Source organism: Ignavibacteriota bacterium (assembly GCA_016212665.1).
In the GTDB taxonomy this organism is placed as follows: domain Bacteria; phylum Bacteroidota; class Ignavibacteria; order UBA10030; family SZUA-254; genus FW602-bin19.
Genome location: JACREZ010000023.1, coordinates 142,275 through 168,258, shown reverse-complemented (window position 1 = coordinate 168,258; position 25,984 = coordinate 142,275). Strand labels below are relative to the sequence as shown.

General features: G+C 44.2%; 31 protein-coding genes. 18 read left to right on the top strand and 13 right to left on the bottom strand.

The window, feature by feature from the left end; all coding sequences use genetic code 11:
• Positions 1-240 precede the first annotated feature (240 nt).
• The 16 genes from HY960_07730 (at position 241) to HY960_07655 (ending at position 14,598) form a co-directional block, all read left to right on the top strand.
• Complete coding sequence (locus tag HY960_07730; GenBank protein ID MBI5215630.1) at positions 241-723, top strand: adenosine-specific kinase; 483 nt, start codon at positions 241-243, stop codon at positions 721-723.
• Positions 724-929: 206 nt separating this feature from the next.
• Positions 930-1,319, top strand: coding sequence for a deaminase (locus HY960_07725; GenBank protein ID MBI5215629.1), 390 nt, complete (start codon positions 930-932; stop codon positions 1,317-1,319).
• Between the two features lie 36 nt (positions 1,320-1,355).
• Entirely contained in the window at positions 1,356-3,005 is a 1,650-nt protein-coding gene (hutU, locus tag HY960_07720; protein MBI5215628.1) for a urocanate hydratase, read from the top strand.
• A 63-nt stretch (positions 3,006-3,068) separates the two neighbouring features.
• Positions 3,069-3,530 carry a toll/interleukin-1 receptor domain-containing protein gene (locus HY960_07715; protein MBI5215627.1) on the top strand — a complete coding sequence of 154 codons (462 nt, stop codon included), beginning with the start codon at positions 3,069-3,071 and terminating at the stop codon, positions 3,528-3,530.
• 2 nt (positions 3,531-3,532) lie between these two features.
• Positions 3,533-4,060 carry a hypothetical protein gene (locus HY960_07710; GenBank protein MBI5215626.1) on the top strand — a complete coding sequence of 176 codons (528 nt, stop codon included), beginning with the start codon at positions 3,533-3,535 and terminating at the stop codon, positions 4,058-4,060.
• A 93-nt stretch (positions 4,061-4,153) separates the two neighbouring features.
• Entirely contained in the window at positions 4,154-4,249 is a 96-nt protein-coding gene (locus tag HY960_07705; GenBank protein ID MBI5215625.1) for a hypothetical protein, read from the top strand.
• A gap of 29 nt (positions 4,250-4,278) precedes the next feature.
• Positions 4,279-5,988, top strand: coding sequence for a hypothetical protein (locus tag HY960_07700; protein ID MBI5215624.1), 1,710 nt, complete (start codon positions 4,279-4,281; stop codon positions 5,986-5,988).
• Complete coding sequence (locus tag HY960_07695) at positions 5,985-7,106, top strand: hypothetical protein (protein MBI5215623.1); 1,122 nt, start codon at positions 5,985-5,987, stop codon at positions 7,104-7,106. The genes HY960_07700 and HY960_07695 overlap by 4 nt, the downstream gene beginning before the upstream one ends.
• Before the next feature lie 74 nt (positions 7,107-7,180).
• Positions 7,181-7,654: a GNAT family N-acetyltransferase gene (locus tag HY960_07690; GenBank protein MBI5215622.1), complete on the top strand. Its 474-nt coding sequence runs from the start codon at positions 7,181-7,183 to the stop codon at positions 7,652-7,654.
• A gap of 87 nt (positions 7,655-7,741) precedes the next feature.
• Complete coding sequence (locus HY960_07685) at positions 7,742-8,986, top strand: imidazolonepropionase (protein ID MBI5215621.1); 1,245 nt, start codon at positions 7,742-7,744, stop codon at positions 8,984-8,986.
• An 86-nt stretch (positions 8,987-9,072) separates the two neighbouring features.
• The gene (locus tag HY960_07680) at positions 9,073-9,678 is read left to right on the top strand and encodes a leucyl/phenylalanyl-tRNA--protein transferase (GenBank protein MBI5215620.1); all 606 of its coding nucleotides are present in this window, start codon (positions 9,073-9,075) and stop codon (positions 9,676-9,678) included.
• Positions 9,679-9,681: 3 nt separating this feature from the next.
• Positions 9,682-10,131 (top strand): nuclear transport factor 2 family protein, encoded by a 450-nt coding sequence (locus HY960_07675; GenBank protein MBI5215619.1) that lies wholly within the window; start codon positions 9,682-9,684, stop codon positions 10,129-10,131.
• Positions 10,132-10,147: 16 nt separating this feature from the next.
• Positions 10,148-11,074: a phosphoribosylaminoimidazolesuccinocarboxamide synthase gene (locus HY960_07670; protein MBI5215618.1), complete on the top strand. Its 927-nt coding sequence runs from the start codon at positions 10,148-10,150 to the stop codon at positions 11,072-11,074.
• A 91-nt stretch (positions 11,075-11,165) separates the two neighbouring features.
• Positions 11,166-12,338, top strand: a complete 1,173-nt coding sequence (locus HY960_07665; GenBank protein MBI5215617.1) for a pyridoxal phosphate-dependent aminotransferase — start codon at positions 11,166-11,168, stop codon at positions 12,336-12,338.
• Positions 12,339-12,451: 113 nt separating this feature from the next.
• Positions 12,452-13,138, top strand: a complete 687-nt coding sequence (locus HY960_07660) for an ABC transporter ATP-binding protein (GenBank protein ID MBI5215616.1) — start codon at positions 12,452-12,454, stop codon at positions 13,136-13,138.
• A complete protein-coding gene (locus tag HY960_07655; protein MBI5215615.1) occupies positions 13,135-14,598 on the top strand; it encodes an ABC transporter permease in 1,464 nt (487 codons plus the stop codon). Before HY960_07660 ends, HY960_07655 begins: the two co-directional genes overlap by 4 nt.
• A 43-nt stretch (positions 14,599-14,641) precedes the next feature.
• Here the strand turns inward: HY960_07655 and HY960_07650 are convergent, their stop codons facing one another.
• The 9 genes from HY960_07650 to HY960_07610 form a co-directional block, all read right to left on the bottom strand.
• Positions 14,642-14,815, bottom strand: a complete 174-nt coding sequence (locus HY960_07650; GenBank protein MBI5215614.1) for a hypothetical protein — start codon at positions 14,813-14,815, stop codon at positions 14,642-14,644.
• Between the two features lie 66 nt (positions 14,816-14,881).
• Positions 14,882-15,292: a hypothetical protein gene (locus HY960_07645; GenBank protein ID MBI5215613.1), complete on the bottom strand. Its 411-nt coding sequence runs from the start codon at positions 15,290-15,292 to the stop codon at positions 14,882-14,884.
• 99 nt (positions 15,293-15,391) lie between these two features.
• Positions 15,392-15,973 (bottom strand): GNAT family N-acetyltransferase, encoded by a 582-nt coding sequence (locus HY960_07640; GenBank protein ID MBI5215612.1) that lies wholly within the window; start codon positions 15,971-15,973, stop codon positions 15,392-15,394.
• 6 nt (positions 15,974-15,979) lie between these two features.
• The gene (locus HY960_07635) at positions 15,980-16,636 is read right to left on the bottom strand and encodes a hypothetical protein (protein MBI5215611.1); all 657 of its coding nucleotides are present in this window, start codon (positions 16,634-16,636) and stop codon (positions 15,980-15,982) included.
• 88 nt (positions 16,637-16,724) lie between these two features.
• Complete coding sequence (locus tag HY960_07630) at positions 16,725-18,344, bottom strand: CTP synthase (protein ID MBI5215610.1); 1,620 nt, start codon at positions 18,342-18,344, stop codon at positions 16,725-16,727.
• Between the two features lie 4 nt (positions 18,345-18,348).
• A complete protein-coding gene (locus tag HY960_07625) occupies positions 18,349-18,975 on the bottom strand; it encodes a DUF502 domain-containing protein (protein MBI5215609.1) in 627 nt (208 codons plus the stop codon).
• Positions 18,972-19,754, bottom strand: coding sequence for a 3-deoxy-manno-octulosonate cytidylyltransferase (gene kdsB, locus HY960_07620; GenBank protein ID MBI5215608.1), 783 nt, complete (start codon positions 19,752-19,754; stop codon positions 18,972-18,974). Before kdsB ends, HY960_07625 begins: the two co-directional genes overlap by 4 nt.
• A 178-nt stretch (positions 19,755-19,932) precedes the next feature.
• Positions 19,933-20,220, bottom strand: a complete 288-nt coding sequence (gatC, locus tag HY960_07615; GenBank protein ID MBI5215607.1) for an Asp-tRNA(Asn)/Glu-tRNA(Gln) amidotransferase subunit GatC — start codon at positions 20,218-20,220, stop codon at positions 19,933-19,935.
• A 1-nt stretch (position 20,221) separates the two neighbouring features.
• The gene (locus tag HY960_07610) at positions 20,222-20,923 is read right to left on the bottom strand and encodes a 1-acyl-sn-glycerol-3-phosphate acyltransferase (protein MBI5215606.1); all 702 of its coding nucleotides are present in this window, start codon (positions 20,921-20,923) and stop codon (positions 20,222-20,224) included.
• Positions 20,924-21,202: 279 nt separating this feature from the next.
• Here HY960_07610 and HY960_07605 point away from each other — a divergent pair, with 279 nt between their 5' ends.
• Together HY960_07605 and HY960_07600 are read left to right on the top strand one after the other, a co-directional pair.
• The gene (locus HY960_07605) at positions 21,203-23,119 is read left to right on the top strand and encodes a hypothetical protein (protein ID MBI5215605.1); all 1,917 of its coding nucleotides are present in this window, start codon (positions 21,203-21,205) and stop codon (positions 23,117-23,119) included.
• 1 nt (position 23,120) lies between these two features.
• Positions 23,121-23,549: an ATP-binding protein gene (locus HY960_07600; GenBank protein MBI5215604.1), complete on the top strand. Its 429-nt coding sequence runs from the start codon at positions 23,121-23,123 to the stop codon at positions 23,547-23,549.
• Positions 23,550-23,612: 63 nt separating this feature from the next.
• Here the strand turns inward: HY960_07600 and HY960_07595 are convergent, their stop codons facing one another.
• The 4 genes from HY960_07595 to HY960_07580 all read right to left on the bottom strand — a co-directional run bounded on the left by HY960_07595 (position 23,613) and on the right by HY960_07580 (position 25,970).
• Positions 23,613-23,948 (bottom strand): hypothetical protein, encoded by a 336-nt coding sequence (locus HY960_07595; protein MBI5215603.1) that lies wholly within the window; start codon positions 23,946-23,948, stop codon positions 23,613-23,615.
• 5 nt (positions 23,949-23,953) lie between these two features.
• Complete coding sequence (locus HY960_07590) at positions 23,954-24,391, bottom strand: Fic family protein (protein MBI5215602.1); 438 nt, start codon at positions 24,389-24,391, stop codon at positions 23,954-23,956.
• Entirely contained in the window at positions 24,388-25,407 is a 1,020-nt protein-coding gene (locus tag HY960_07585; protein ID MBI5215601.1) for a DNA-binding protein, read from the bottom strand. The genes HY960_07590 and HY960_07585 overlap by 4 nt, the downstream gene beginning before the upstream one ends.
• Positions 25,408-25,574: 167 nt before the next feature.
• Complete coding sequence (locus HY960_07580; GenBank protein ID MBI5215600.1) at positions 25,575-25,970, bottom strand: hypothetical protein; 396 nt, start codon at positions 25,968-25,970, stop codon at positions 25,575-25,577.
• Positions 25,971-25,984: the final 14 nt, after the last annotated feature.

Genomic DNA, 25,984 nt, shown 5'->3' with positions numbered 1-25,984 from the left:
GGTACTATTTGTATTCGCATCAATGTGAAAAGTTCTATTTTCCTGATATTTCACCCATCCGGTGAATTCGTCTAACAGTCATACGCGTTATTGTTCAATAGGTTACATGATTATTGGGGTGTCTATAGCGGGGATAAGGATCAAAAGTATTTTCTTTCGGGAATTTGTTTTTCGGAATAATTTGGCGAAATTTTCCCCCACACGCTTATACTGTTGAAAATCAATTCAAAAAGGAACGATATGGACATCAAACTTATCCCGGTAGAAAAACCTGCAGACATGAATTTCATTCTCGGTCAGTCGCATTTCATCAAAACCGTGGAGGATATTCATGAGGCAATCGTCTCAACGAATCCGAACATGAAGTTTGGCGTTGCGTTCTGTGAAGCGTCAGGTCCGTGTCTCGTCCGGTTTTCCGGCAATGATGAAAAACTGATTGCGCTTGCGAAGTCGAACGCGTTCTCTCTTTCGTGCGGACATTCATTTATCATTTTTATGGAGAGCGGGTTTCCGGTTAACATTCTTAACACCATCAGGAACGTTCCTGAAGTTTGTGGAATATTTTGCGCAACGGGAAATTCCGTACAAGTCATCGTTGCGGAATCAGAACAGGGACGCGGAATTTTGGGAGTAATTGATGGAGAGAAATCGAAAGGAATCGAAACGGAAAACGACATTAAGCACCGGAAAGAATTTCTCAGGAAGATAGGATATAAACTTTAAGCTGTGAGATGAGAGCGTAGGGCGTAGAGCAAAGAGCAGTAACTCTCTACTAACCACTCACTACTCACCAATCACAAATTACAAATGACGATTGACAAATGACATTAAACAAAATATTTCCATACATAATGATATGTGTGATAGTGATTGGATGCGCGCCGAGCAAACAACAAATTCAAGAGGTGATAAGAGAAGAACTTGCATCCATGATGGAGCAAAGAGCAATCACCGATGCGAAGACAATAGGACCGTACAGCCCGGCGCAGCAGGTCGGGAATTTTCTTTTTGTTTCAGGTCAGATTGCCTTGAATTCCGAAACAGGAAAACTCGAAACCGCCGACATCGAAACGGAAACAAAACAAGCATTACACAATCTGATGAATATACTGAAAAGCGCAGGCTACGATTCAAGCGATGTCGTTTCGACAACAGTTTATCTCAAAGACATCAACGATTTTGCAAAGATGAACGCTGTGTACGCCAAGCATTTTCAGGAAGGAAATTATCCTACACGTGCAACGGTGCAGGTTGCCGCGTTGCCAAAAGATGCGCGAATTGAAATTTCCGCCATCGCTTACAAATCAACCAGCAAATAACAAAGAATCAAAACTCAACACCCGAAACTCAAAACAATGAACAGAACAATAATAAGTCCGCGAGGAACACAACTCAATTGCAAGGGCTGGATTCAGGAAGCCGCCTTGCGTATGTTAATGAACAATCTTGACCCAGAAGTTGCCGAGAAGCCGGACGAACTCATCGTCTATGGCGGAACCGGAAAAGCCGCTCGCAATTGGGAATGTTTCGATGCAATTGTAAGCACACTGAAAAAGTTAGAGAACGACGAAACACTTCTCGTCCAGTCAGGAAAGCCGGTGGGCGTTTTCAAAACGCATACGGATGCGCCGCGCGTTCTTATTTCCAATTCGATGCTCGTTCCGCATTGGGCGACGTGGGATGAGTTTCGCAGACTCGAAGCGCTCGGTTTAACAATGTACGGACAAATGACCGCCGGCAGTTGGATTTATATCGGTTCACAAGGAATTTTGCAGGGAACCTATGAAACGTTTGCCGCGTGTGCAGAAAAATATTTCGGCGGCTCGCTTGCAGGGAGATTGCTCGTCACCGCCGGACTCGGCGGTATGGGTGGCGCACAACCGCTCGCCGCAACGATGAACGGAGCCGCATGTCTTGCCATCGAAGTTGACCGATCGCGTATCGAAAAGAGATTGAAGACAAAGTATGTTGATGCAATTGCTGAATCGCTTGATGAAGCGTTGGCGATTCTTCAAACAGCAAAAGAGTTGAAAGAACCGAAATCAGTTGCACTGCTCGGCAATGCGGCGGAAGTTCTTCCCGAACTTGCCGCACGCAATATTCATGTTGATGTGTTGACCGACCAGACATCCACACACGACACGTTGAACGGTTACGTTCCCGCTCACATGAAGTATGAAGAAGCGCTGGAACTAAGAAAATCAAATCCTGAACAATACAAGAAACTTGCACGAGCATCCATTGTTGAACATGTTCAGGCGATGCTTGCGTTGCAAAAGCACGGAGCGGTAACATTCGATTATGGAAACAATATTCGCGGCGAAGCATTGGCAAACGGATTGACCAACGCCTTCGATATTCCCGGCTTTGTGCCAGAGTATATTCGCCCGTTGTTCTGCGACGGGAAAGGTCCGTTCCGCTGGGCGGCTCTCTCAGGAGAAGCGGAAGATATTTACCGAACAGACAGAGCAGTGCTTGAAACATTTCCGGAAAACAAACCGCTGTGCCGTTGGATTGAAAAAGCACAAAAGGAAGTCAGTTTTCAGGGATTGCCGGCGCGTATTTGTTGGCTTGGTTACGGAGAGCGTGCAAAGATGGGAAAAATCTTCAATGAACTTGTTGCGCGTGGTGAAGTGAAAGCGCCAATTGTGATTGGTCGTGACCATCTCGATTGTGGTTCGGTTGCATCGCCAAATCGTGAAACGGAAAAGATGAAAGACGGTAGCGATGCGATTGCCGATTGGCCCATCCTCAACGCGTTGCTTAATGCTGTAGGCGGCGCAAGTTGGGTAAGTGTGCATCATGGCGGCGGAGTCGGAATCGGAATGAGTATTCACGCGGGAATGGTTGTCGTTGCTGACGGAACAAAAGAAGCGGAACGACGGCTCGATCGCGTATTAACGTACGACCCGGGAATGGGAATCGTTAGGCATACTGATGCAGGATATGAACGGGCGATTGCGAATGCAAAGAAGTTTGATGTGAATATTCCGATGTTAAGTTGAAAAAAGAAGCATTGTTTCTTAAATTGTCAATGAATATATTCAAGAGAAATAAGGATAAACTTGATGTCTTACACAACATTTATAAGCTATGATACTTCCCCGACAGAACAAGTTGTTGTTTATCGGCTCCAAACATTAGCATCTGTCAATGGAATAAATGTTCTGCTACCTCAGCGAAACGGTGTTCGAATAACGGATGAAACAAAACATCGAATAGACATTTCTGACAGTGTTCTGGTTTTTCTTACTTCCAAGTTTACACCGCAAGTAAGGGAAGAACTTGCTTATGCTGAAGGAAAGGGAAAACTCGTGATCCCTATTTATGAAAAGGGTGTAAAACTCTCCTCGGTGAAAAACAGAGACCAGTGGGTTGAGTTTAACCCAAACGAATTACAATTAGGAATTATCGAAGACCATATTGTACAACTGTTGAAAACGAAAAAGAAAAAAAAGGCAAATGAGCAAGCGTTGCTTTTGGCTGGACTCGGGATAGTGCTCTTTGCAATGTTAGCATCGAAAAAATAACCGTGGAGAAGAATCTACCGACTGCAGTCATTGATACCTCTGTACTTATTGGTCTTCATCATCTAAACCTTTTATGGGAGCTCACAAATCTGTTTCACAGAATTCATGTTCCTGTATCAGTTCGGAATGAATTTATCGAAAGGAACGAACGGACAAATCTTCGCGATGCGATAAGTGAATTGATTTCCGGGAAATTCTTTTTACCTTGTGATGATTATGATTCAGCAGAGGTCGAAATACTTCGTTTGGCAGGTTTGCACTATGGAGAATCTGAAGTCATTTCACAAGCGAAGCAACTTGAAGCAACAGTTATACTCATGGATGAGAAAAAGGGAAGAAAAATTGCCATGAGAGAAGGAAGAAGTGTGAAAGGAACAATTGGGCTCTTGGCGATATTTGAAACTCTCAAAATAATTGTTTTGAAAGATGCGGTGGAAAAATTGATTTCAGAAAAGAAGTTCAGAATCACTGAAAAAATAATCGAAGAAGCAAGAAGGGATGCACGTCGCTATTTCGATAACGAATCGTGAACCCTCGCGATGGACAACTGGTATTTAAATAAAATTATTTTGAGCAGATTTGGTCGTACAATTATTGTTTAAACAAAAAGAGAAGAAGCACGAATTCTTAACTATTTGAAAGCAACAGGTATGCGAGTAGGTTTACTTATCAATTTTGGAAGCACGGGGAGACTCGAATGGAAACGATTTATCTATTAAAACAAAAACTGACAACTTGGTGCCTCTTTGTGTCCTTTGTGGTTGCGGTTGTTTGCTCAGATGCACCCGCACAAGAACGGGTTTGGACGATGGTCGGAATGGAAAACGGAATGCACGAAGTACTTCGCAGTATAGATGGTTCATTCGGAGCGACAAACCTTCCATTCACAATTTCCATCTGGCTGTTTGATGCTGAATCAAAACAATTATATATACCGGAACAACTTCTATCAAGTGAATGTGTTGCCTCGTTGAAAAAAGGTTATTTACCAATCTCAATATTTTCTTATCCTGCCGGAAACTTCAGTGTCGAGACACATCTCTTTGTCAACTCGCACGGCGACGTTGATGAGGATGCAGTTGCCTATTGCCGTATCATCGTACAAAACAATTTACCGACCCAAGCAAATGCAAAACTTGTTCTTGTGCTTCGTCCGACCTTAGTAGATGGTAATGCGGGCGCAGTCAGTTCTGTTCTTTTTGATAAAACATCAATGTCGGTGAGTGTGAATGATTCGCTCACAATGTTGTTTGATGAAGCGCCGGATGTATTTTTTGAGTTGTCTCGGGACGACTCGTCAATGTTAAGCAAGGTGATACAATCAAACAAACGAAATGATTCTTTGCAGATAGAAACATTGAGTAGTCGGCAGAACAATGTTTCGTGCGCGTTTGTATTTCCTGTTTCCTGTTCGGAATCGAGAAGGCGCTGGCAAACGACAGTGCAAATTCCGATGTCGTTCAAAAAATCAAAAGAGGAAATGACGCGCCTGCGAAGGTTGAATGCTGAGTCGGAAGAAACGGATGTCGCACGATATTGGGAGCGGCGTTTGAGAAAGGATGCGGTGAATATTTCGTTGCCTGATGAACGTGTCGAAAACTCCTACTTCGTTTCGCTTGCGTATCTTCTGATTGACATGGACAATGAAATGTTGCAAAGCGGTCCCGTCCCGGATGAAAAAGGTGAAGCATTCGATTATTCACAGAGCCTTCAAGCGCTGCTGCAATCCGGCTTCAATGAAATTGTCAGGCAGAATTTGATGAACCCTTCTTTCCAATCAGAACAATACATTTCACAAGCGGCAACGTTTTATCGTTTCACACGGGACATAGATTTTTTGAAGTTGGCGTGGAAATCAATCCTCGCCGTTGCTGAACAACACCAAAACGATTCCCTGTTTATCAATGAATTACATGAGGCTGTATTTCTTGCGCGACAACTTGAGGAGCGGGACGATGTGAAACGATTTAAAAACGCACTCAAGAAATTGGAAAAACACGCTCCAACTGCCGACAAAACCAGCAAAATTGACACGAATTCAATCTATGCTACAAACGGTGTCATTCATTCAAGCAATGCGGCGGCAAGCACGATGTGCGTAATTCGCGCTTGTCTCTTGTATGAAGAAAAAGAACGGCTTATTCTTGGCGCGGGGATTCCGAAAGTATGGTTACATGCAGGAGAGAAAATTCAAATAGAAAACATGCCGACTCATTGGGGAACGATATCATATACAATTCTTGTTGGCAAAGACGGAAAGAAAATTTCGTTTAAACTTTCGGGCGATGTTGAACCACCGGATGGATTTGTTCTCCGGCTTCCGTTCAAGGAAAACGAAATTGAACGAGCGACACTCAACCGTCGCGAAACCGCTGTTGAAGATTCGGGTGACATCGAATTTGAAACAGGAACCCGCTCCATTAGCATTACGTTGAAGAAGCCGTTACCAAAACAGTGAACTATCTACATCCATATTTTTTTCTCAAGATTATTTCTTTTGTTGTTGTTGTTTCCTTAGCACAATCTCAGGAAGAACAATTTGATGTTGACCTGATGATTGATTACGCATCGGCGGAAGAATGTATCCGGTTGTACGAAGACCAGTTCGTGAACACGGGAGAGATTGCATCGCTACGCGGGAACACGATTGCAACATCCACAACGGGAATGATTGAATCGAAGGGAATCGGCGCGTATTTGTTGAAGAACAACCTCGACACGTTGAAACACCGTCTCTATTTTCAAACGGATGTTTATAATCTTGAAGACGCAAAACGAAACGTTACCGCAATCAGGGAGATGCTTGACGCTCTGAAACGGAGAAACTTCAGCAGGAGAGTTATGGCGACGGTTGAGCAAATTTTCCCGCGCGATGTGGAAGTTTCGGCAAGAATCCCGGTGTTCATTGTTGCGCTCGGACATGAAAATGTCGACGCGTATGTTCGAAGAATTGCCTGGGATGGTGATATGCCAAGGTTTGTCGGTGAGGATGAGGGTGAGTTAACAATTGTCATCAATCTTGCTCAGGCAGTAAAGTATTCTGATAATCTTGAAGAACGATTTATTGAACTGCTCGGCGTCGTTGCGCACGAAGTATTTCATGCGGCGTTCGGCGTGTATAAAGAAAATTCACCCACGTGGAAACTCTACGAACGAACTCACCAACGCCCAATTGATATTTTACTCGACCTGACACACAACGAAGGAATTGCGTATTATCTTTCGCTTGAGCAACAAGGTCGCGGACGCTTGCCGCACGATTGGGATTCGCGAATGCGTGAAGTCTTCATGACATTCAACAAGAACGCGAAAGAATTACTTTCTCCGCGCACGTCCGGCTCACGGTTATCCGAGTTGATTCGCTCGGCAAACCTGAGCGGCTTTTGGGAGAGTTACGGTTCGATGACAGGAATGTATATCGCAAGAACGATTGACAAAGAACTTGGCCGCTCATCTCTCATAGAAACACTCTCGCTCGGACCGATGGATTTTTTTTCCAAGTATATCGAATTGACAAAAAATAACGCGGCATTTCCGAATCTGAACGCCGCGTTGGAACAGGAAATCTCTAAATAAATTCGCGAAGATGAGTTTCCGACATCATGCAAATCATCCCTGAAACTGCAACCCGAACTACGGTACAACTAACCATGACAAAAAAAACATTACAATCAACCATTTACATTCGTCCGGCAACAAAGAGCGACAGCAAAATATTTCTCACACTTCTTGACGCGCTTGCAGACTACGAGAAACTCAAACGTCCGACACGCACGGCAAGGCTACGTCTCATCGAAGACGCGTTCGGAAAACGGAAACGCTTCGACGCGTTCCTAGCTTTTGTTGATGACAAACCTGTCGGCTACGCTATCATCTTTGAAACATATTCATCATTTCTTGCCAAGCCAACACTCTACCTCGAAGATATTTTTGTTCTCGAAGAGTACCGTCGTTTTGGCATTGGCAAAAAATTTTTCGACGTGTTGGTCAAAGAGGCGCGTAAACGAAAATGCGGTCGCGTGGAGTGGACGGTGTTAGATTGGAATACACCTGCAATTAATTTCTATGACAAACTCGGTGCGAAGCAGATGAAAGAATGGCTCTTGTACAGAATTGTGTTGTAACGGGTTGATTGTAAAACCTTTCCTTTTTCAGTATCTTTGCTCAGTTTTTAATCCGAAATAGAAAATTCGCAATCCGAAATCAAAAGAATGAATCTCGCTCTCACCAACATCAAACAACTTGTCACAGTCGCATCGCATGGAAAACGTGTAAAGATTGGTGCAGAGATGCGCGATCTCGGCATCATCGAAAACGGCGCGGTGCTGATTGAAGACGAAACAATAATCTGGGTCGGTCGGATGGAAGACTTTTCGACGGGAGACATGAAGGAAACGGATGTTGTTGATTGCACGAACATGGTCGTCATGCCCGGTTTTGTTGATTCGCACACACACCTTGTATTTGCGGCAAGCCGCGAAGAAGAGTTTGCGATGCGTTCTGCCGGAGCGACATATCAGGAAATTGCGGAACGGGGCGGCGGAATTCTCAACACAGTTCGTCGCGTTCGCGCCTCATCCAAAAAAGAATTGAAGAAACCCGCACGACGATACATCAACAATATGTTGAAGCAGGGAACAACAGTCGTCGAAATAAAGAGCGGCTACGGACTCGATATGGATAACGAAATCAAAATGCTCGAAGCGATTACCGAACTCGGCAGAGAAGAAGTGATGACCGTTGTTTCGACATTTCTCGGCGCACATGCAGTTCCGCCGGAGTTCAAAGAAAACAAAGGCGAATATATCCGGCTCATCACGGAAAAAATGATTCCGTACATCGCCGGACGGAACCTTGCTGAGTTTTGTGATGTCTTTTGTGAACGCGGATATTTTGATTTACAGGAAACGGAGACGATTCTTTCTTCAGCCAAGCAAGCCGGGCTGGCGTTGAAACTTCACGCGGAGGAACTTTCTCCTCTTGGCGGCTCGGAGTTGGCGGCACGGATGAACGCAATCTCCGTTGACCATCTCGAACATATTTCCGATACAGGCATCAAAGCGTTGGCGGATTCTCAAACGGTTGCTGTGTTGTTGCCCGGTGTTTCATTCTTTTTGAATCATCAATATGCGCCGGCAAGAACTATGATTGATGCAGGAGTTCCTGTAGCAATCGCTACTGACTTCAATCCCGGTTCCTGCATGTCGTACAGTATGCCCATGATGATGACGATTGCCTGCACACACATGAAGATGACGCCGGAAGAAACCATCACGGCGACAACACTTAACGCCGCCACCGCACTCAACCGTTCGCACGAGTACGGAAGCATTGAAGTTGGTAAGAAAGCCGATGTAGTGATTTTCGATATTCCCGATTACAAATTTTTACCGTATCACTTCGGTGAGAATCATGTGTATCGAACAATCAAGCATGGAGTTGTTCTTGAGTTTTGAGTTTTGAGTTTTGTGTTTTTTGTTGAACGAGATTACCAATGACCATAAACTAAAACTAGAAACTACAAACAAACAACTGACAATCAATGGCTACGAATACCAAACCCTCACTCAGGATTCTCGACCCTGAACTTTTGCTGAACGCATACGCGAAGGGTTACTTCCCGATGGCTGATTCCTGTGAAGGTGAAATCGGTTGGTACTCGCCTGAAGCGCGGGCGATATTCCCGTTAGACAAATTCAACGTGCCGCGAAGTCTCCGGCAAACAATCAATAAGAAGACATTTGAAATCAGAATCAACACACAGTTTGAAAAAGTAATGCAGTTGTGCAGCGAACGGAAGGAAACATGGATTTCAAAAGAAATTATTTTGAGTTACACACTGCTTCATCATCTGGGATTTGCACACAGTGTTGAAGCATGGAAAGAACATTCGCTCGCAGGCGGACTGTACGGAGTTGCGCTCGGCGGAGTGTTCTTCGGTGAATCAATGTTCAGTCGGGTGCGTGACGCATCGAAGGTCGCATTGGTTGCGCTCGTTGAGCGGCTGAATCAACAAGGATTTGAACTGCTCGATACGCAATTTATGACTCCACATCTCGCACGGTTCGGAGCAATCGAAATTTCGCGTAATGAATATTTGAGACTCTTGAAGAAATCCATTAACAAACAATGTAATTTTATTGAATAACGTATGAAGACTTTACCATTTCTCTTTCTTTTAATCGCGCTAACGACAGATGGTTTCTCACAAGGAAAGAAAGACGCAGAAGAACTTTCTTCCGTCCGCTCCGTTCTTGATGAGCAAGTAACCGCATGGAATGAAGGCGACCTTGATGGCTACATGCATGGCTACTGGAAATCAGACAGTTTGCTGTTCACGAGCGGAGGGAACATCCAACGCGGGTGGAAAGCAACAAACGAGAAGTATAAAAAATCGTACGACACAAAAGCGAAGATGGGAACGCTGAAGTTTTCCAATCTTGAATTCAATATGCTCTCGAAGGAAGCGGCGTGGGTGTTCGGCTCGTGGGAGTTAACACGTGAAAAGGACAATCCCAAAGGTGTCTTCACACTTGTGATGCGAAAGTTTGATGACGGATGGAAAGTCGTTCATGACCACACATCTTCAGTTCAAAAGTAAAAAGGAAAAAATTAAAATGTCAACACCCACATCTCATATCTCACATCTCACATCTAAGGGAACTGTGTACGAAACATCTTTTTCAAATCTTCAATTCTTGAAACGCGGGAAGGTTCGCGACATGTACGACCTCGGCGAGCATTTCCTCATCGTAGCAACGGACCGGCTCTCCGCATTCGATGTCGTGATGCCACAACCGATTCCTCTCAAAGGAAAAGTGCTGAATCAGATTTCCAACTTCTGGTTTGAACAGATGAAAGAAATCATTCCCAATCATCTTGTTGCAACGAAGGTTGAAGATTTTCCTTCCGAATGTCAACAGCATGCTGAAGAACTGCGTGGCAGAAGTATTGTCGTAAAAAAGGCGAAACCGCTTCCTGTTGAATGTATCGTACGCGGGTATCTTGCCGGTTCGGGTTGGAACGAATACAAGAAAACAAACACTGTTTGTGGAATTTCATTACCGCGGGGATTGGTCGAATCATCAAAATTGCCGGAGCCGATTTTTACTCCCTCAACAAAAGCAGATGTCGGGCATGACGAAAATATTAGTTTCGAGCAAGCCGTTTCGATGATAGGAAAAGAGACGGCGGAACTTGTGCGTGATATTTCTCTCGCCGTGTATCAACGAGCGAGCGAGATAGCGGAACAACGCGGCATTATTCTCGCCGATACAAAAATGGAGTTCGGTTTCTTCGATAACCGGCTCATCATTATTGATGAACTTCTCACACCGGATTCTTCACGTTTTTGGTCAACCACGAACTATCATCCCGGCAAATCGCAGGATAGTTTTGACAAACAATTTGTGCGCGATTACCTTCTCTCCATTAACTTTAACAAGCAACCTCCCGGACCAATAATGCCGGAAACTATCATTCAAAAAACTTCCGATTTGTATTGCGAAGCATTGATGCGGTTGACCGGAAAGAACGTAGAATAGTTACCCGTTACAGTTTTTTCTGTTAGATTTTACCGCAATGGATTGAGGTATCAGAATTGTTTCGTTACAACTTCCCCGTACGTTTGTGCAGATGAATTTTAGTACAAGAACAAACTGGCATCGCCAACCAAATGCTCTCCACCGTCTTCTGGAACAGAAGAAAACAAACGGAGAAACAATCCTTGACCTCACTGTTTCCAATCCGACAGAGTGCGGCTTCGTGTATCCTGAGCAGAAAATTCTTTCCGCACTTTCAGATGCTCGAACACTGAGTTATGAACCGGATGCACGCGGACTTCTTTCTGCCAGAGAAGCAATAGTTGAATATTATTCAGTCCGGGGCATTGCAGTTGACTCATCAAACATTTTTCTCACGGCAAGCACAAGCGAATCGTACTCGCTTCTTTTCAAGTTGTTGTGTAATGGAGGCGACAATGTTCTTGTTCCTCAACCATCGTATCCGTTGTTTGAGTATCTCGCGCAAATTAATGACGTACAACTTCGTCATTATCATTTGCATTACAACGACGATTGGATGATTGACATTCAATCAATCCGCGATGCTATCACTCCACAGACAAAAGTAATTGTCCTCATCAATCCGCACAACCCGACCGGGAGTTTTCTCAAACACCACGAGTTAGAATCAATCAAACAGATTGCACATGAACATTCCCTTGCATTGCTCGTTGATGAAGTGTTCATTGACTACCCTTTTCGTTCTGAACAAGAGATAATTTCAACAGCAGGAGAATCGGAAGTTCTCACGTTCACACTCAATGGAATCTCGAAGATGTGCGGACTTCCTCAAATGAAATTGGGATGGTTCGTGGTTGGCGGTTCGAGGTTCGATGTTAAAGAAGCAAGTGGACGGTTAGAAGTTTTATGTGATATGTTTCTTTCCATCAACACACCAGTACAAGTAGCGCTTCCAAAACTGCTTCAATGCGGTGAAACCATTCGTCAACAAATTCAAACCCGAATCAAATCAAACTATCGTTCTTTGCAATCCCTAACTAACCACTCACCACTCACTACTCACCAAAGCGAAGGTGGCTGGTACGGAATTCTCCACGTTCCTCAAACTAAGACAGATGAAGAATGGGCAATTGAGGTGTTAGAGAAAAGAAATGTCCATCTTTTTCCGGGTTACTTTTTTGATTTACAAACAGAGGGCAATCTCGTTGTAAGTTTGTTGGTTGAAGAACAAACGTTTCGCCGAGGCATCGAAGAGCTAAGAACTTATGTTACCTCCAATCTCTGATGATGCCTGAAACTTTGTTCTCAAATAGTCGTTTAGGTTAGAAAGCATTTTTCACTTTTAACTTTAAACTTTTAACTCCGTTCGCTATGTCGGACAACGCTTACCTTAAAACAATGAATCTCTGTCGTTACTACAAACGGGGAAGCCACGAGGTGCGTGCATTAGACGATGCTTCCATGATTGTCCAACGCGGAGAGTTTCTCAGCATCGTTGGTTCTTCTGGCTCAGGCAAAACTACCATGCTGAATCTCCTTGCCGGGCTCGATACGCCAACATCCGGCGTGGTCGAATTCGAAGGAATGTCGTTGACAGGAATGACGAGACGCGAACGTTCTGCGTACCGCGCACACAAAGTCGGGATGGTGTTTCAGTCATTCAATCTGATTGCCCACTATACTGCATTACAAAACGTGGAAATGGCGTTGCTCTTTAATGATACTCTGCCGAAAGAACGCCGCCGTCTTGCAATCAAAATTCTTGAACAATTGGGTTTGTCGGACAGAATCACACATCACCCTGCAGATTTATCCGGCGGCGAGCAACAACGTGTTGCGCTTGCCCGTGCAATCGTGAAGCAACCGGAAATTCTTTTTGCCGATGAACCAACGGGCAATCTCGATTTTGAAAACACTCAACAAATAATTTCTCTCCTCACCTCGCTGAACAAGAACGGCTTAACGATTGTGTTAGTCACACACAATCTTGAAATGGCGAAAGCAAATGCTCATCGCATCATCAGAATGCAGTACGGGAAAATCGTTTCCGATGAATCACAAACAGTACAAGGGGTTCAAGCATGACCTTCCATGATTTGCTGGTTGTCTCTTCGGGAAATATGTGGCGGATGAAACTCCGTACGATTCTGACAACGTCCGGCGTTCTCATCGCGATTGCCGCGTTTGTTTCTATGCTTTCCTTCGGCGCGGGAAATCAGGCGTACATTGAAAACGAGTTCAACAAACTCGGACTCTTCTCAACGATGCAAGTCTATCCGAAAGAGAAAGAAAACGGGACCGACACAGTACCTCCGGCAAAACTTGATAACGCGGCAATCGAGCGCATCGCCGCTGTTCCGGGCGTCAATCTTGTCTATCCGTACGATGCTTTCTCGGTGAAAGTTCACTGTAACGATACAACAGTTGAATCGAAAGCGCAGGCATTGCCAATCAGCGCAACACGGACAAAATTATTTTCCACCTTTGTCGCCGGTTCATCATTCAGCAGTGATAGTTCGAAACAAGCAATTATTTCGGATGAGTTGATGAAAGAGTTGGGATGGACTTCTCCCGAATCTGCAATCGGCAAATCCGTTACGGTCTCTGTCAGCGTCTCGGTTGTTGATAGCGGACTCGTTCATATTCTTGTTGATAATGGAGAAACTATCATTGACCGGCTAAAGCGGATTCATTTTGATTCGCTGTTTCACAGTCGCTACCGGAGTAACCTTATCAGGACGGAAGCAAACGAAGCGCTTCAACGATTTCTGAACGGCTTTCTCCACGCTCGGGAAACCATCAGCGACACGCTGACAATTTGTGGCGTGCGCGAACCGACACGCGGGCGTCGTCTGAAAATCGAACAGGTTATTATTCCGTCCGGCACCGCAACACGATTCAGCACCGGCGGTTTGGGTGGAAGTCCGACCGAAATATTTTCCGCAATGAGTTCCGGAACACTTTTTTCAAATCCTGAGAACACCGACGTAAAAACCTTTTCCAAACTCACGATTGATTTCGACCCGAAAGTCATGTACAAAACGCTCAGCGATTCGATAGAAGCGATGGGATTCAGGACATTCAGTTTTGCGGCAGAGTTTGAGGAAATTCAGCGAGCGTTTTTTTATTTTGATTTGGCTCTCGGTGTCATCGGATTGATTGCACTTGTCACCGCTTCGCTCGGCATTGTCAACACGATGTTCATGTCGGTGAACGAACGGAGGAAAGAAATCGGAATTCTGAAATCGCTTGGAGCTGATGAACGGGAAATCCGTTCGTTGTTTCTGGTTGAGTCAGGCGTCATCGGAATTCTTGGTTCCGCGGCGGGGATTGCGTTCGGCTGGGGAATTACGCGCGTCGTTTCCGCTGTTGCACAAAGTTATATGAAAGATGAAGGCATCACGCCAATTGATTTATTCGCGCTTCCGCTCTGGCTGATTTTGATTGCGCTTTCGATTGGAGTTGTCGTCAGTCTTCTTGCGGGATATTTTCCTGCTTCCCGCGCCGCTCGAGTTGACCCGGTTGCGGCGTTGCGGAATGAGTAACAGCATTTGAAACGAGCAATCAAAAAATACAATGTAAAAACAACTATGCCATTACTTCTTCTTTATTCGTTTTGATGGGGTTGTCTATCATAACCTGATCAATCCGGGCTTCTTTCTCTTTTGCTCTTTCAAAAATTTCCTTGAAATCAAAATGACTTTCTTCCTCTATCGTTAAACGAATTATTCGAACTTCTTCAACTATAGGATCTATTTGCATATTATATCTCCATTAATTCTTCCGGCGTACATAAAACGGGAGTGTGTAAATTACGTTTAGAGTTTATCAAAGAGAGTATTTTCTGTACCCGACCACTTGCGATATGTTTACAATTCCAACTGGCAACAAAATCAATTCGATACCACGATGCCATGGCAAGGTGTGCCGCATCAATTTTGCAGAACTCGGTATCTGAAGAATCTCAAAATAGATTGCCGCTAATTGCCGAATCTCTTCATTTGCCCGAAGCACGGTGGCTTCGTTAATAAATGATAATCTCCGTTTTGCAGATTCCTCATCGCCGCGTTCTATCTCCTGAACTACAAATGCAGAAATATAACAGTCATACTTAGGGCGTATATCTTGCCACCACTCATGAGTAATTTGTTGATGTCCTGCAATAATTAAATCTTTGCTCGGTTTTGATGCGAGGTAACTGAAAATCGTAGTTTCAATATATACAGACGGTTTCTGCATTTACTTTTTTGCTCTTGAAAAGTAACAAAAGCATATCTTAATTCCTAACTGAAGTTGGGCAACAGCGGAAAACAAGGTTGCGAGCCGGTGAGCGGCTTTCTATTTCATTTTCTCTTCAAGCTTCCGTTTTACATTTTGCCACTCGGTTTCGATGATGCTGAAATAGACCGAGTGCCGGTAACGTCCGCTTGGAGTTATCATGTGGTTACGAAATATACCTTCTTCCTTTGCTCCAATGCGAAGCAGTGCGTTGCGTGATTGTTGATTGAGCGAGTCTGTTTTGAATTCAACACGAATGCAACCAAGCGTTTCAAATGCGTGAGTGAGAAGAAGAAGTTTTGTTTCTGTATTGATTGATGTTCGTTGCCATTGCCTCGCAATCCACGTCCATCCGATTTCCAAGCGTCTGTTCGCTCTTTCAATATTTCCGTAGCGCGTACTCCCGATTGCCATGTTTGACTTCTTTTCAATGATTGCAAACGGCAGAGCAGTTCCTTCTGCTTGCCACTTCATCGCAGTTTCGATGTATGACTTCATATTGTCGGGAGTTTTCATCACAGTCATCGTCCATTTCCAGAGTTCATCATCCAACCCGATTTCACAAAGTTGTGAGTGATGGTACATTGAGAGAGGTTCAAGACGGACATGAGTGCCTTCAAGTGTAACAGTTTGAGTATTCATCCTTGACTAAAAATTCAAAGAAAGAGAAATGCTCGGCGAAAGGATTAAATGCCCGACAGAATCATAATTGTTAAGTTGAAATATTCCCGTCATTTCTGCATTAATCTGAAACACCGAAACTCCATAGAGAGCAACTCCTGCATTTGTGATGATCCCCAAGCCCCACGAACTATGCTTTTTTGATTCAGACGCGTACAAATTTCTAATGCCAATTGCCGGTCCTATTGCGGCATAAACTGAAACATGGTTAGAAGGTGGAAACCAAAAAATGACCGGCACCATACCGCCACCACCACCAACTTCTTTTTCATCCCAAACAAATCCTTCAATCGAACCCAAACCGATTCTCGTCGCGCTTGTTGAATCATTGAGCATGAAAATTGCACCAAATGATAACCCGCCTCTTCCTTTTGCAACATTATCAGAACCATCTTTCCAAATTCGTAATTGTCCCGATATTGAATTGCTGAATCCAAAGCGAGCCGTACCCTGTGTCCCCCAACTTATTTTCTGTCCTGCGTCATCAGGTCTCGTTTCTGGAAGTCCGATAAATCCATAATTCAACTGAATATTATTTTTCCCGACTGATTTTGCCGGCAAATCTAATGATGGACTGTACACAAAACTTGGCGCACAACCAGCGACCATTAGCACTATTGCCATCAATAAAAAATAACAACCTGGATTAATTTTATGAAAGTACTTCATGGTCAATTATTACTCCTCTTTTGATTTTCAATGTATATGTTACTTATTTCTTCCCCGCTTGATACACCAACGCCTCCAGCACAAATTCTTTAAACAGAGGATGCGGCTTTGTTGCGCGTGAGCGGAGCTCGGGATGAAATTGTCCGGCGACAAACCACGGGTGGTCGGGCAATTCGATTATCTCCACCAAATTATTTGTCGGGCAGATGCCGGTGAACATCATTCCGTGCTTCTGTAAAATTTCTTTGAACGCGTTGTTCACTTCGTACCGGTGGCGATGCCGCTCGTTGACAAGTTCTTTATGATACGCAGAGAACGTCTTTGTTCCTTTCACAATCTTGCAGGGATATGAACCAAGGCGCATTGTGCCGCCGTACGCTGTTACTTTTTTCTGTTCGAGCATGAGGTCAATTACATTTTGCTCGGTCTGGACAAATTCGGTGCTGTGAGCATTTGCCAATCCGCAGACGTTGCGGGCGAATTCAATCACCGCACATTGCAAGCCGAGACAAATCCCGAAGAACGGAATTTTATTCTCGCGAACATATTGCACCGCTTTGATTTTTCCCTCGATGCCCCGCTCGCCGAATCCCGGCGCAACGAGTAAACCACTACATCCGGCAATGTGTTTCTCAGCCCCTTCCTCTTCGATATCTTCTGCACGAATCCATCGGATGTTCACCTTTGCATTATTTGCCGCGCCCGCGTGGATGAACGATTCGGAAATACTTTTGTACGCATCCTGATGCTCGGTGTATTTTCCGCAAATGCCGATGGTGACTTCCCGTTCAGGATTTTTCAGGTTGTGAACATACTTTTTCCACAATGCGAGATTCGGTTTCGGGCAAGTCAAATCAAGTTTATCCAAAATAATTTCGTCGGTTCCTTCCTGATAAAATTGGAGCGGGACTTCATAAATCGTCGGAACATCGTGCGCGCTTGCCACCGATTCGACATCGAGATTGGTGAAGAGGGCAATTTTCTCCCGCACGTCTTTCGAGAGCGGCTGTTCGGAACGGCAAATCAACACGTCGGGCTGAATCCCGATTTCAAGCAGCGTCTTTACGCTGTGTTGCGTCGGCTTCGTCTTGATTTCTCCCGCCGCTTTGATGTACGGAACAAGAGTGACATGAACGCTCAGCGCATTCTTCTTTCCTTTCGAGTGCATGAACTGACGAATCGCCTCGAGGAACGGGAGACTTTCAATATCGCCGACTGTGCCGCCGATTTCCGTAATCACGACATCGTACTTTCCGGTTTTCGCCAGCGCTTCAATCCGCCGTTTGATTTCATCCGTGATGTGCGGAATGACTTGCACCGTCGCTCCCAGAAAATCTCCTTTCCGTTCGCGTGTAATTACTTCATGATAAATTTGTCCGGTCGTCGTGTTGTTCGACTTTGACATATTCTCGTCGAGGAATCGTTCGTAATGTCCGAGGTCGAGGTCGGTCTCCGCGCCGTCATCCGTCACGTACACTTCTCCATGCTGGAACGGGTTCATTGTTCCCGGGTCAACGTTGATGTACGGGTCAAATTTTTGAATCGTCACGCGAAGCCCGCGCGATTTTAAGAGTAATCCAATCGAAGCGGCGGCGATACCTTTTCCAAGGGAAGAGACCACTCCGCCTGTAATGAAAATATATTTTACTTTATCTTTTGCCATAATGTTATTTTGTCGTTAATGTTCCCGATGTAACAATTCCACCTGAAAGCACAAGTTTCAATCCTTCTTCCACACTCATATCCAATGTTTGAACGCTCGCGACCGGTACCAGTACCATCACGCCAGATGTCGGGTTTGGCGGGTTCGGAATATAAACGCTCGCCATCTGTTCCGCTACTGCTGTGCGTTTCACTTCGTGTTCATTTGTCATAAATCCAATCGTGAACATTCCTTCCCGCGGGTACTCGACCATCACGACGCCGCGAAACGATTGTCCCTTGCCGCCGATTTGAAACGCGCCCATTAAATCTTTCATCGAACTATAAATAGAGCGCGCTACAGGAATGGACGAAAGTATTTTTTCAAACAATCGAAACAAGCCGCGTGCAAGTAAATTCCCCGACAACGCACCGACAATAAGAATCAGCACAATCATCGTGATGAATCCGAGTCCGAGAATTTTTCTTCCGAGGATTTCATAATAAATCGGTCCCATGATTCCGTCCACCGTTTCAAAGAGAAAGCGAAGCACCCAAAACGTAATGACGACGGGAATCATCACAACAAGACCACGTGCAAACATTTGCCGTAACGCCTGCCAGATTGTTTCTTTTTGTTCAATGTTGCTCATAATTTTTCCTTTTGTTTGATGATGGTTCGAACTCGTTCAGCATCTTCGGCGGTATCAATCGGGATGCTGTCAAATTCCGTGACTGCCGCTTTGATACGAACGCCATGCTCTAGAATCCGTAACTGTTCAAGTTTCTCTGCCTGCTCAAGTTTCGATTCTTGCCATGAAGAATATTCAAGCAGAAACTCTTTTCTGAAAACATACAAGCCGATGTGTTTATAGTATTGATGCCGTGTGTGCCAATCATCCTTCGTCGTACTTTCGCGGAGATACGGAATCGGCGAGCGGGAAAAATAGAGCGCGAATTGGTTTTCATCAAGCACAACTTTGACAATGTTCGGGTTTAGCAATTCATCGGCAGTTTCGATTTTTCTTATAAGAGTTCCAACCTGAGTCGTTGAATCCTGAATCAGCGGGCGAACGGCTTGGTCAATCATTTCCGGCTCAATGAGCGGTTCATCCCCTTGTATATTCACAACAATGTCAGTCTCAATTTCCCGCGCAACTGCTGCAACGCGGTCGCTTCCCGAACGTAATTCGGGAGAAGTCATCATCACTTCGCCTCCAAACGATTTCACAACATGCGCAATCGCTTCGTTATCGGTTGCAACAATCACTCTTGTCAGCAACGTGGCTTTTTTCGCCTGCTCGTACACGCGTTGAACCATCGTCTTGCCGCATAAATCAACAAGCGGTTTTGCGGGCAAACGGACGGAGGTATAGCGAGCGGGAATAACCCCTAAAACGGTTTCGGGTTTCGGGTTTCGGGTTTCGGGCATTAATGTTTTTGGTTGTAGTTTTTGGGTTTGGTTTCAGATTTTAGGTTTCATTTTCACATACCGCTCAAGTGAGATAAACATCCTATAGATCGAACAACAACAATCACTAATGACCAATGACAATTGACAGATGACAAACGCATATCAAATATCTCACATCACTGGGGCAAATCACTAATCACTTGATGACTTTGGGTACTTTAAAGAATTTCTCATTCTTCGATGGTGCGTTCTTCAACATTTCTTCTCTCGGAGGAGATGGCTCAACAGTATCTTCACGGAAAACATTTTGCAGTTCAATGACGTGCGAAAGCGGCTCGACGTTCGACGTGTCAAGTTCATTTAACTTTTCCATGTACGCGAGAATGTCGTTCAATTGGTGCGTGAAAGTTTCTTTTTCTTCTTCTGTAAATTCGAGCCGCGCCAGATTTGCGACACGTTCAACTTCTTTGATAGTGACTGACATATTATTGTTTGATATAATTCTGTTGGATTGATTGATACACTTCTTCCATGAGTTGAAGTTCGGATGCTTTCCCGTCTTCCGCTGGTGGTAAAATCGGTTTACTGACGGTCAATGTAATTTCACCGGAACGAATCCGGAAAGAACTTTTCGGCATAATTCCATAACTTCCGTTAATCGTAACCGGCACGACAGGGATTCCGGCTTTCACAGCAATATTAAATGCACCGCGTTTGAATTGCTGAAGTTTTCCATCCGTTGTTCGTGTTCCTTCTGCAAACAGTAACACTGATTCACCGTTCTTAATCCGTTCGATTGCTTTCTCTAAACTCTGTTGCGCTTCCATTCCCCGTCCGCGATTGATGGGAATATAAAACCGTGTCCACTTCATCGCCCAACCGAACACCGGAATTTTCTGCAATTCTTTTTTATACATGATGCGAATGAATCTGTCAGGAATGCCGGTCATCACCGATGGGATATCATAGTAACTGGCATGATTGGCAACATAAATATAGTTGCGGGAAACATCAATCGCTTCGAGTCCGAGGACGTTTACCTTCACGCCGCTCAACACCAAAATTCCCGAATAGAAAAATCGGACAAGCGTATCAAATAATTCCGGGCTTCGGGTCAGAACAATTGCAACCGTAGTGATAATAGACATCACCACCGTAAACGGGACAATCAATAATATTTTTACCATTGAGGAGAACATTTGCCGAAATTACGATAGAAGATGAAGATTGGATGCGGGGAGATAATGATACGGAGACAGAAAACGGTTGCGGGAACGTTTAAGCCTCTTCATCGGGCGTACACTTGGAGAAATACATGCTGCATACGCATGGCAAAGTACGAAATGAGAAAGAGATAACCAAACCTCAATCTAGCACCCGGGTTGACGAAAAAAAACGAGTCGAACAAAAGATCGTTCATTGAGTGATTGTTAATTGCCGACAGATTCTCTATAATTGACCCGGTTATGAAAGCCATAGTACAATATCGTTTGTTGTGGATGAGCCTGTTCCTCGCTCTGTTATCCTTTCCATCGGTTGCGCAGGTAAATCAGGAAACTTCTGCTTCGGATTTTCACATACCAAATCAAGCATCCATCGGCTTTGATAAGTTACTGAACCGATACCACTGGGACACACGACTCAATTATCGAAACATGTTCGGTCCGCTTGCTGTGAGTTTCAACCAGAATTTTCGTTCGTCATTAATCCGGACAGAGAAACAATTCATCCGGGATGAACAAACAGTAGATTTCAAACTCAGACATCCGTTTGTTCCGCGTCTCCATGGAACGTTTCAGGCAAATTCATTTTCGCTTTCCGATAATCAAACCATTGCACTTGGGAATGCAGGTTCACATTCGTTCATGTACGGCGTTGAGTATGTTCCTGTAGAACGATTCTCGCTTGAACCGATGGTCGGCATTCGCTATGATAATCAGGCAGGGTTGTATGACAACGGTCTGGTCTATTCGTTGGGATTGAACTCAAATGATTTGCAACTCGGCGGTTACGGGTTCAGTCTCAGGGGAATGAACGAGCGGGCAGAGTTGTATCCGCGAACACTGGAAACATTCCGTGATACGCTTGGCGTGAGTAAATCATTTTTTGAAAAATCACGCGTGCAGTTTGATTTTTCGTTTCTGAGGAATAAACGGGATTTTTACCTTGGCGAACATCAATCCTCATCTGCAAGGAACTCACAGTCAAATATTGAAACACGGACAGAAAATATTTTTGCATTCAGCAATACGTTTGAGTATTTATCCTCGAACGTCTTGAATTTCGATGTGCAAAGTCGGATTATTTCCCGTGATGTCGGGAGAACGACCCGCGGGCAACCGTCATCTCAATCAATACTCACGATGATTTCTCCGACGATTGAAGAACTGAGGATTGAAGGAGACGCGGGAATGAAATTTTCACCAACAAATAAATTTTCTGTTATGGCACGGCTTGGCTATCTCGAACGGGAAGAGCGTCACGGCGTAACGGAACAGGAAAGTGTTTCGCGCATCAGTATTGATTCCGCGTTGGGAATTCAGGAGCGAAAAAATAATCAGGCGCGGCGCACATCGTTGTTGGGTGATGTTTTTTTCGCACCAACGTTCTCCGATACGTTCCGGCTTTCGTTTTCAAACAGTATTCTCCATTACGATACCCCAAGTCTGCTCAATGATGATGACAGGGACGAACTGCGACACAACATCCGCTTGACGACGGCGCATCAAATCAACAGGTATGTTCATCTTCAAACAACTGCTGAAGCAAGCCTGATTCATCTTGTCTATCTCATACGCACGCGCAGTTCGGATAATACATGGAACAGGATTTTCCGGTTATCGCCGCGCCTGCTGTACAATCCCGGCAGTTCATTCACATCCATGAATACATTTGAAGTGCTGGCAAATTATACCACGTACGATTTTGAATATCTTTCCTCCTCCGTACGAAGTTTTACGTTCCGGCAATTTGCGTGGATTGATTCATCGGTTGTTCACGTAACCAAACGCATTTCGCTCGATTGGTTCAGCAACATCCGCTTCTATGAACGTGGCGAATTACGGTGGGAACAGTTTTCCGAACGACCGTTAACTTCCATTGACGAAAACACGTACACCGGTGCAGTCCGTTATCGTGTAAATGAGTTCTTGTTTTTTTCGGTAGGGATTCGTTATTTTAGTCAGTCTCGTTTTGCATACGCGGGCGCGGAGAAGAAACAGGAATATGTTCTTCGTAGCATCGGACCGACGACAGCAATTGATTGGTCGGTTGGTTCCGGAACGCGGTTGCAGGTGAAAGGCTGGTACGAACATCTTCGCCAGACCGGTCAGCAACAAACCTCCAACGCAAACATGACAATGGAATGTTTATTACAACTTTGATATGCCCAGAACTCAGCAACGACATTTTGTTCTTTTATTAAAATCACAACCACAACAGGTTGCGAAAGTTGAACCGTTTCTCCGCCGCATCAACAGGCTTGCGCGGCTGAACAAAGAAAAGTTCAACAAATTATTGGTTGTTACCACCGAAGCGGTAAACAACGGCATCCTTCACGGCAACAAGCAAGACCCGGAAAAGCACGTCACACTCACCTGCGATTGCGATGAGAACAAGGAAACATTGACAATCCGCATTCATGACGAAGGTCCCGGATTTAATCCCGAAGAACTTCCCGACCCGCTCGCCCAGGAAAATCTTTTCCGTGAACACGGGCGCGGCGTCTTTCTCATGCGCTCAATGATGGACAGTGTTTCCTTCGAGCGAAACGACGAAGGTTCGGATGTGGTTATGACGCTACGGATTGGATAACATGAATTGTTTCAGTCCGATGCAGTGAACTGCAATACATGTCGTAATCTATTGTGGTTGCTTTCAAGCAACCGATTGAAAAGAAAAATTTGTTGGAGAATCAGTCGCTTCATACCTTCCCACCAATTCCTCTTTGATTGTCAGCCGTTCCATCTTCTTATCAAGAGCAGAATACTCGTCATAAAACCTGCTCTTGAACTCCTCAAAATCTTTTTCCGAACGCCACATATCAATTGTGAGATAGATTGAAACATTCGAGGTATCGCGCAAAAGCATCGTCCCGATGTACGACGGAGATTTCCGAAACAACTCAGCCCAACTTCCGTTCGGACCGTAATGCTGTTCAAACTCTTCCTTGTTTGATTGTTCTATTGTGAATTTCCAGATGATGGAGTGCATCTGTGTTATGAGTCTTGAATTGCGTTGAGTATTTTTAGTTTCAGTTCTTCGGAGTAGTCGGGTTGAGAGAGAATGGATGTGATTATCTCCTTGAGTAACTCCTTATCAATTCTTCCGGCGGCTACATGATAACTGATATTTTCCATCTCTTGGATAAATCGGGGAACGATAAAAACATATCCGTTGAACAAGAGAAACTGAGCGCCCAATGCAATGGAAATTCTTTTGTTGCCATCTTGAAATGAATGGAATTTGTTTGCAGCAAAAACAAGGTGAGTTAGTTTATCTTCGAACGTTGGATAATAATCGTCGTTCTGAATATGTTCAAGAGCGCTTTCCAAATATCCGATATTCAGAATCCCATCACTACCGCCGCCACTTACTAGGACGGTTAATTTATGGGTTGCAATTGCTTGTGCGATATTGATGTAAACAATTTTCACTCGCGAACTTTTAAACGTTTGAATACTTCCGACATTTCTTCGAGGCGTGCAGAAAGGTCTTTACTTTTTTCTCCAAGAAAACGTTCAAAGTCGTCGGTCGGGATAGCGCCGATATATTCTTTCAACCGGATGTGGAGGGCGTCTCTGAATCCAAGGTCACGACTTGCCATTTTAGTACGGATGTCTTCAATTTGCGGAACCCACAGCCTCTGTGATTCAAATTCAGCATACAAAGCGTCAACTTCAAAAGGAGTTAATTTTCGTTCGAGTTTTTTGTACTGATTCTGTAATACCTCAGCAAATCCTGCTTCAAAACTTGAAATGACGAGGAGGACTTCTGCATACATTGTGTCCCGAACATTCTCTTTGCTGTGGAGTTTGAGAATTTGTCTGTACTCCTGCGTGTTCTCTTTGAAGATGCTTTTATAGATTTTATCAGTATAGATAGGATATTTCGCTTTCCCCATATCAACAACATCGCGCAAAGCATCTGTGAACTCCTTGCGGTAATCCTCTCCCCGAAGGTAATTGACGATAAAATCTTCGTCGCGCTGGTTGATATATTTGGTTCCGCCGCCGGTTTTCTTGTTGATAGTATCAATGACAATATCTAATATTACGCCGCGGAGGGTTTTTGCACGCTCACTTTCCGTGAGTAACATCGCTAAGTCTAAGAAAGAACGGAAGTTAAAGATTCCGATCTGTGGAACTGTGTTAAGGACATTCATGTCCTTAACATCCCCTGTTTTGATAGCTAACTTGAATTCCTGCAAGCGTTTACCACGTAAGACCTCGTAACCGTTTTTAGACAACTCATCCGAATGTGTTTCTAAGTAACGATTGACTGTTCGAACATCCACTTCAAAAAACGAGGCAAGTTGGTCTTTGATAAATTTTATCTCACCATTAAATACAATTCCTGTTATTCCGGCTGCCGTCTGGATTTCTTCAACAGCATACGGATTATTTAAGATGTTTTGTCTGTCTATTGCAGAGGATGTTAAATCTTTGCTCATATTTATCGTTTGTTCTCAGCAGTTCATTTCGCTTGAGTGAACTGCAATGGATGTTGTTTTTGACATTTATTGCAGGTGGTTTTCACCGACTGTAAATTGCAATTACTGAATGTAAAAATATTAGTGTCACGGGGAACGACCATGACACCCCATAATAAAAATAAAAGTTATTGCACGTATATAAAATCTGATGATTCTAATTTAGATTTTAAGCCAAGATCCTGTCGCATGCTTACTAATAGCTTGCCAAGAATGTCTTGACCGATCACTAAAGGAACTTTACTGCTCTTTATTATGGATAGTAATTCATTGGCAGATCGGATTACGTCGTCTGAAGCATGAAGCCACAAAAAAGAATATTCATAATAGAACAACTCAATATTTTCTGTTTTTTGTTCACTTAAACTTTTAATACACAATAGAAGATTACGATAATGTTCCCTTTTATCCATGTAAATTCGTGTTTCGGACTCACTTCGTTTATCTAAGACGTACTTTGCCATGTAACCTATGACTCCTCCAAATAATCCAATAATAATCGGAATAATGATTTCCCAGTTCATAACAGTTTCTCCTA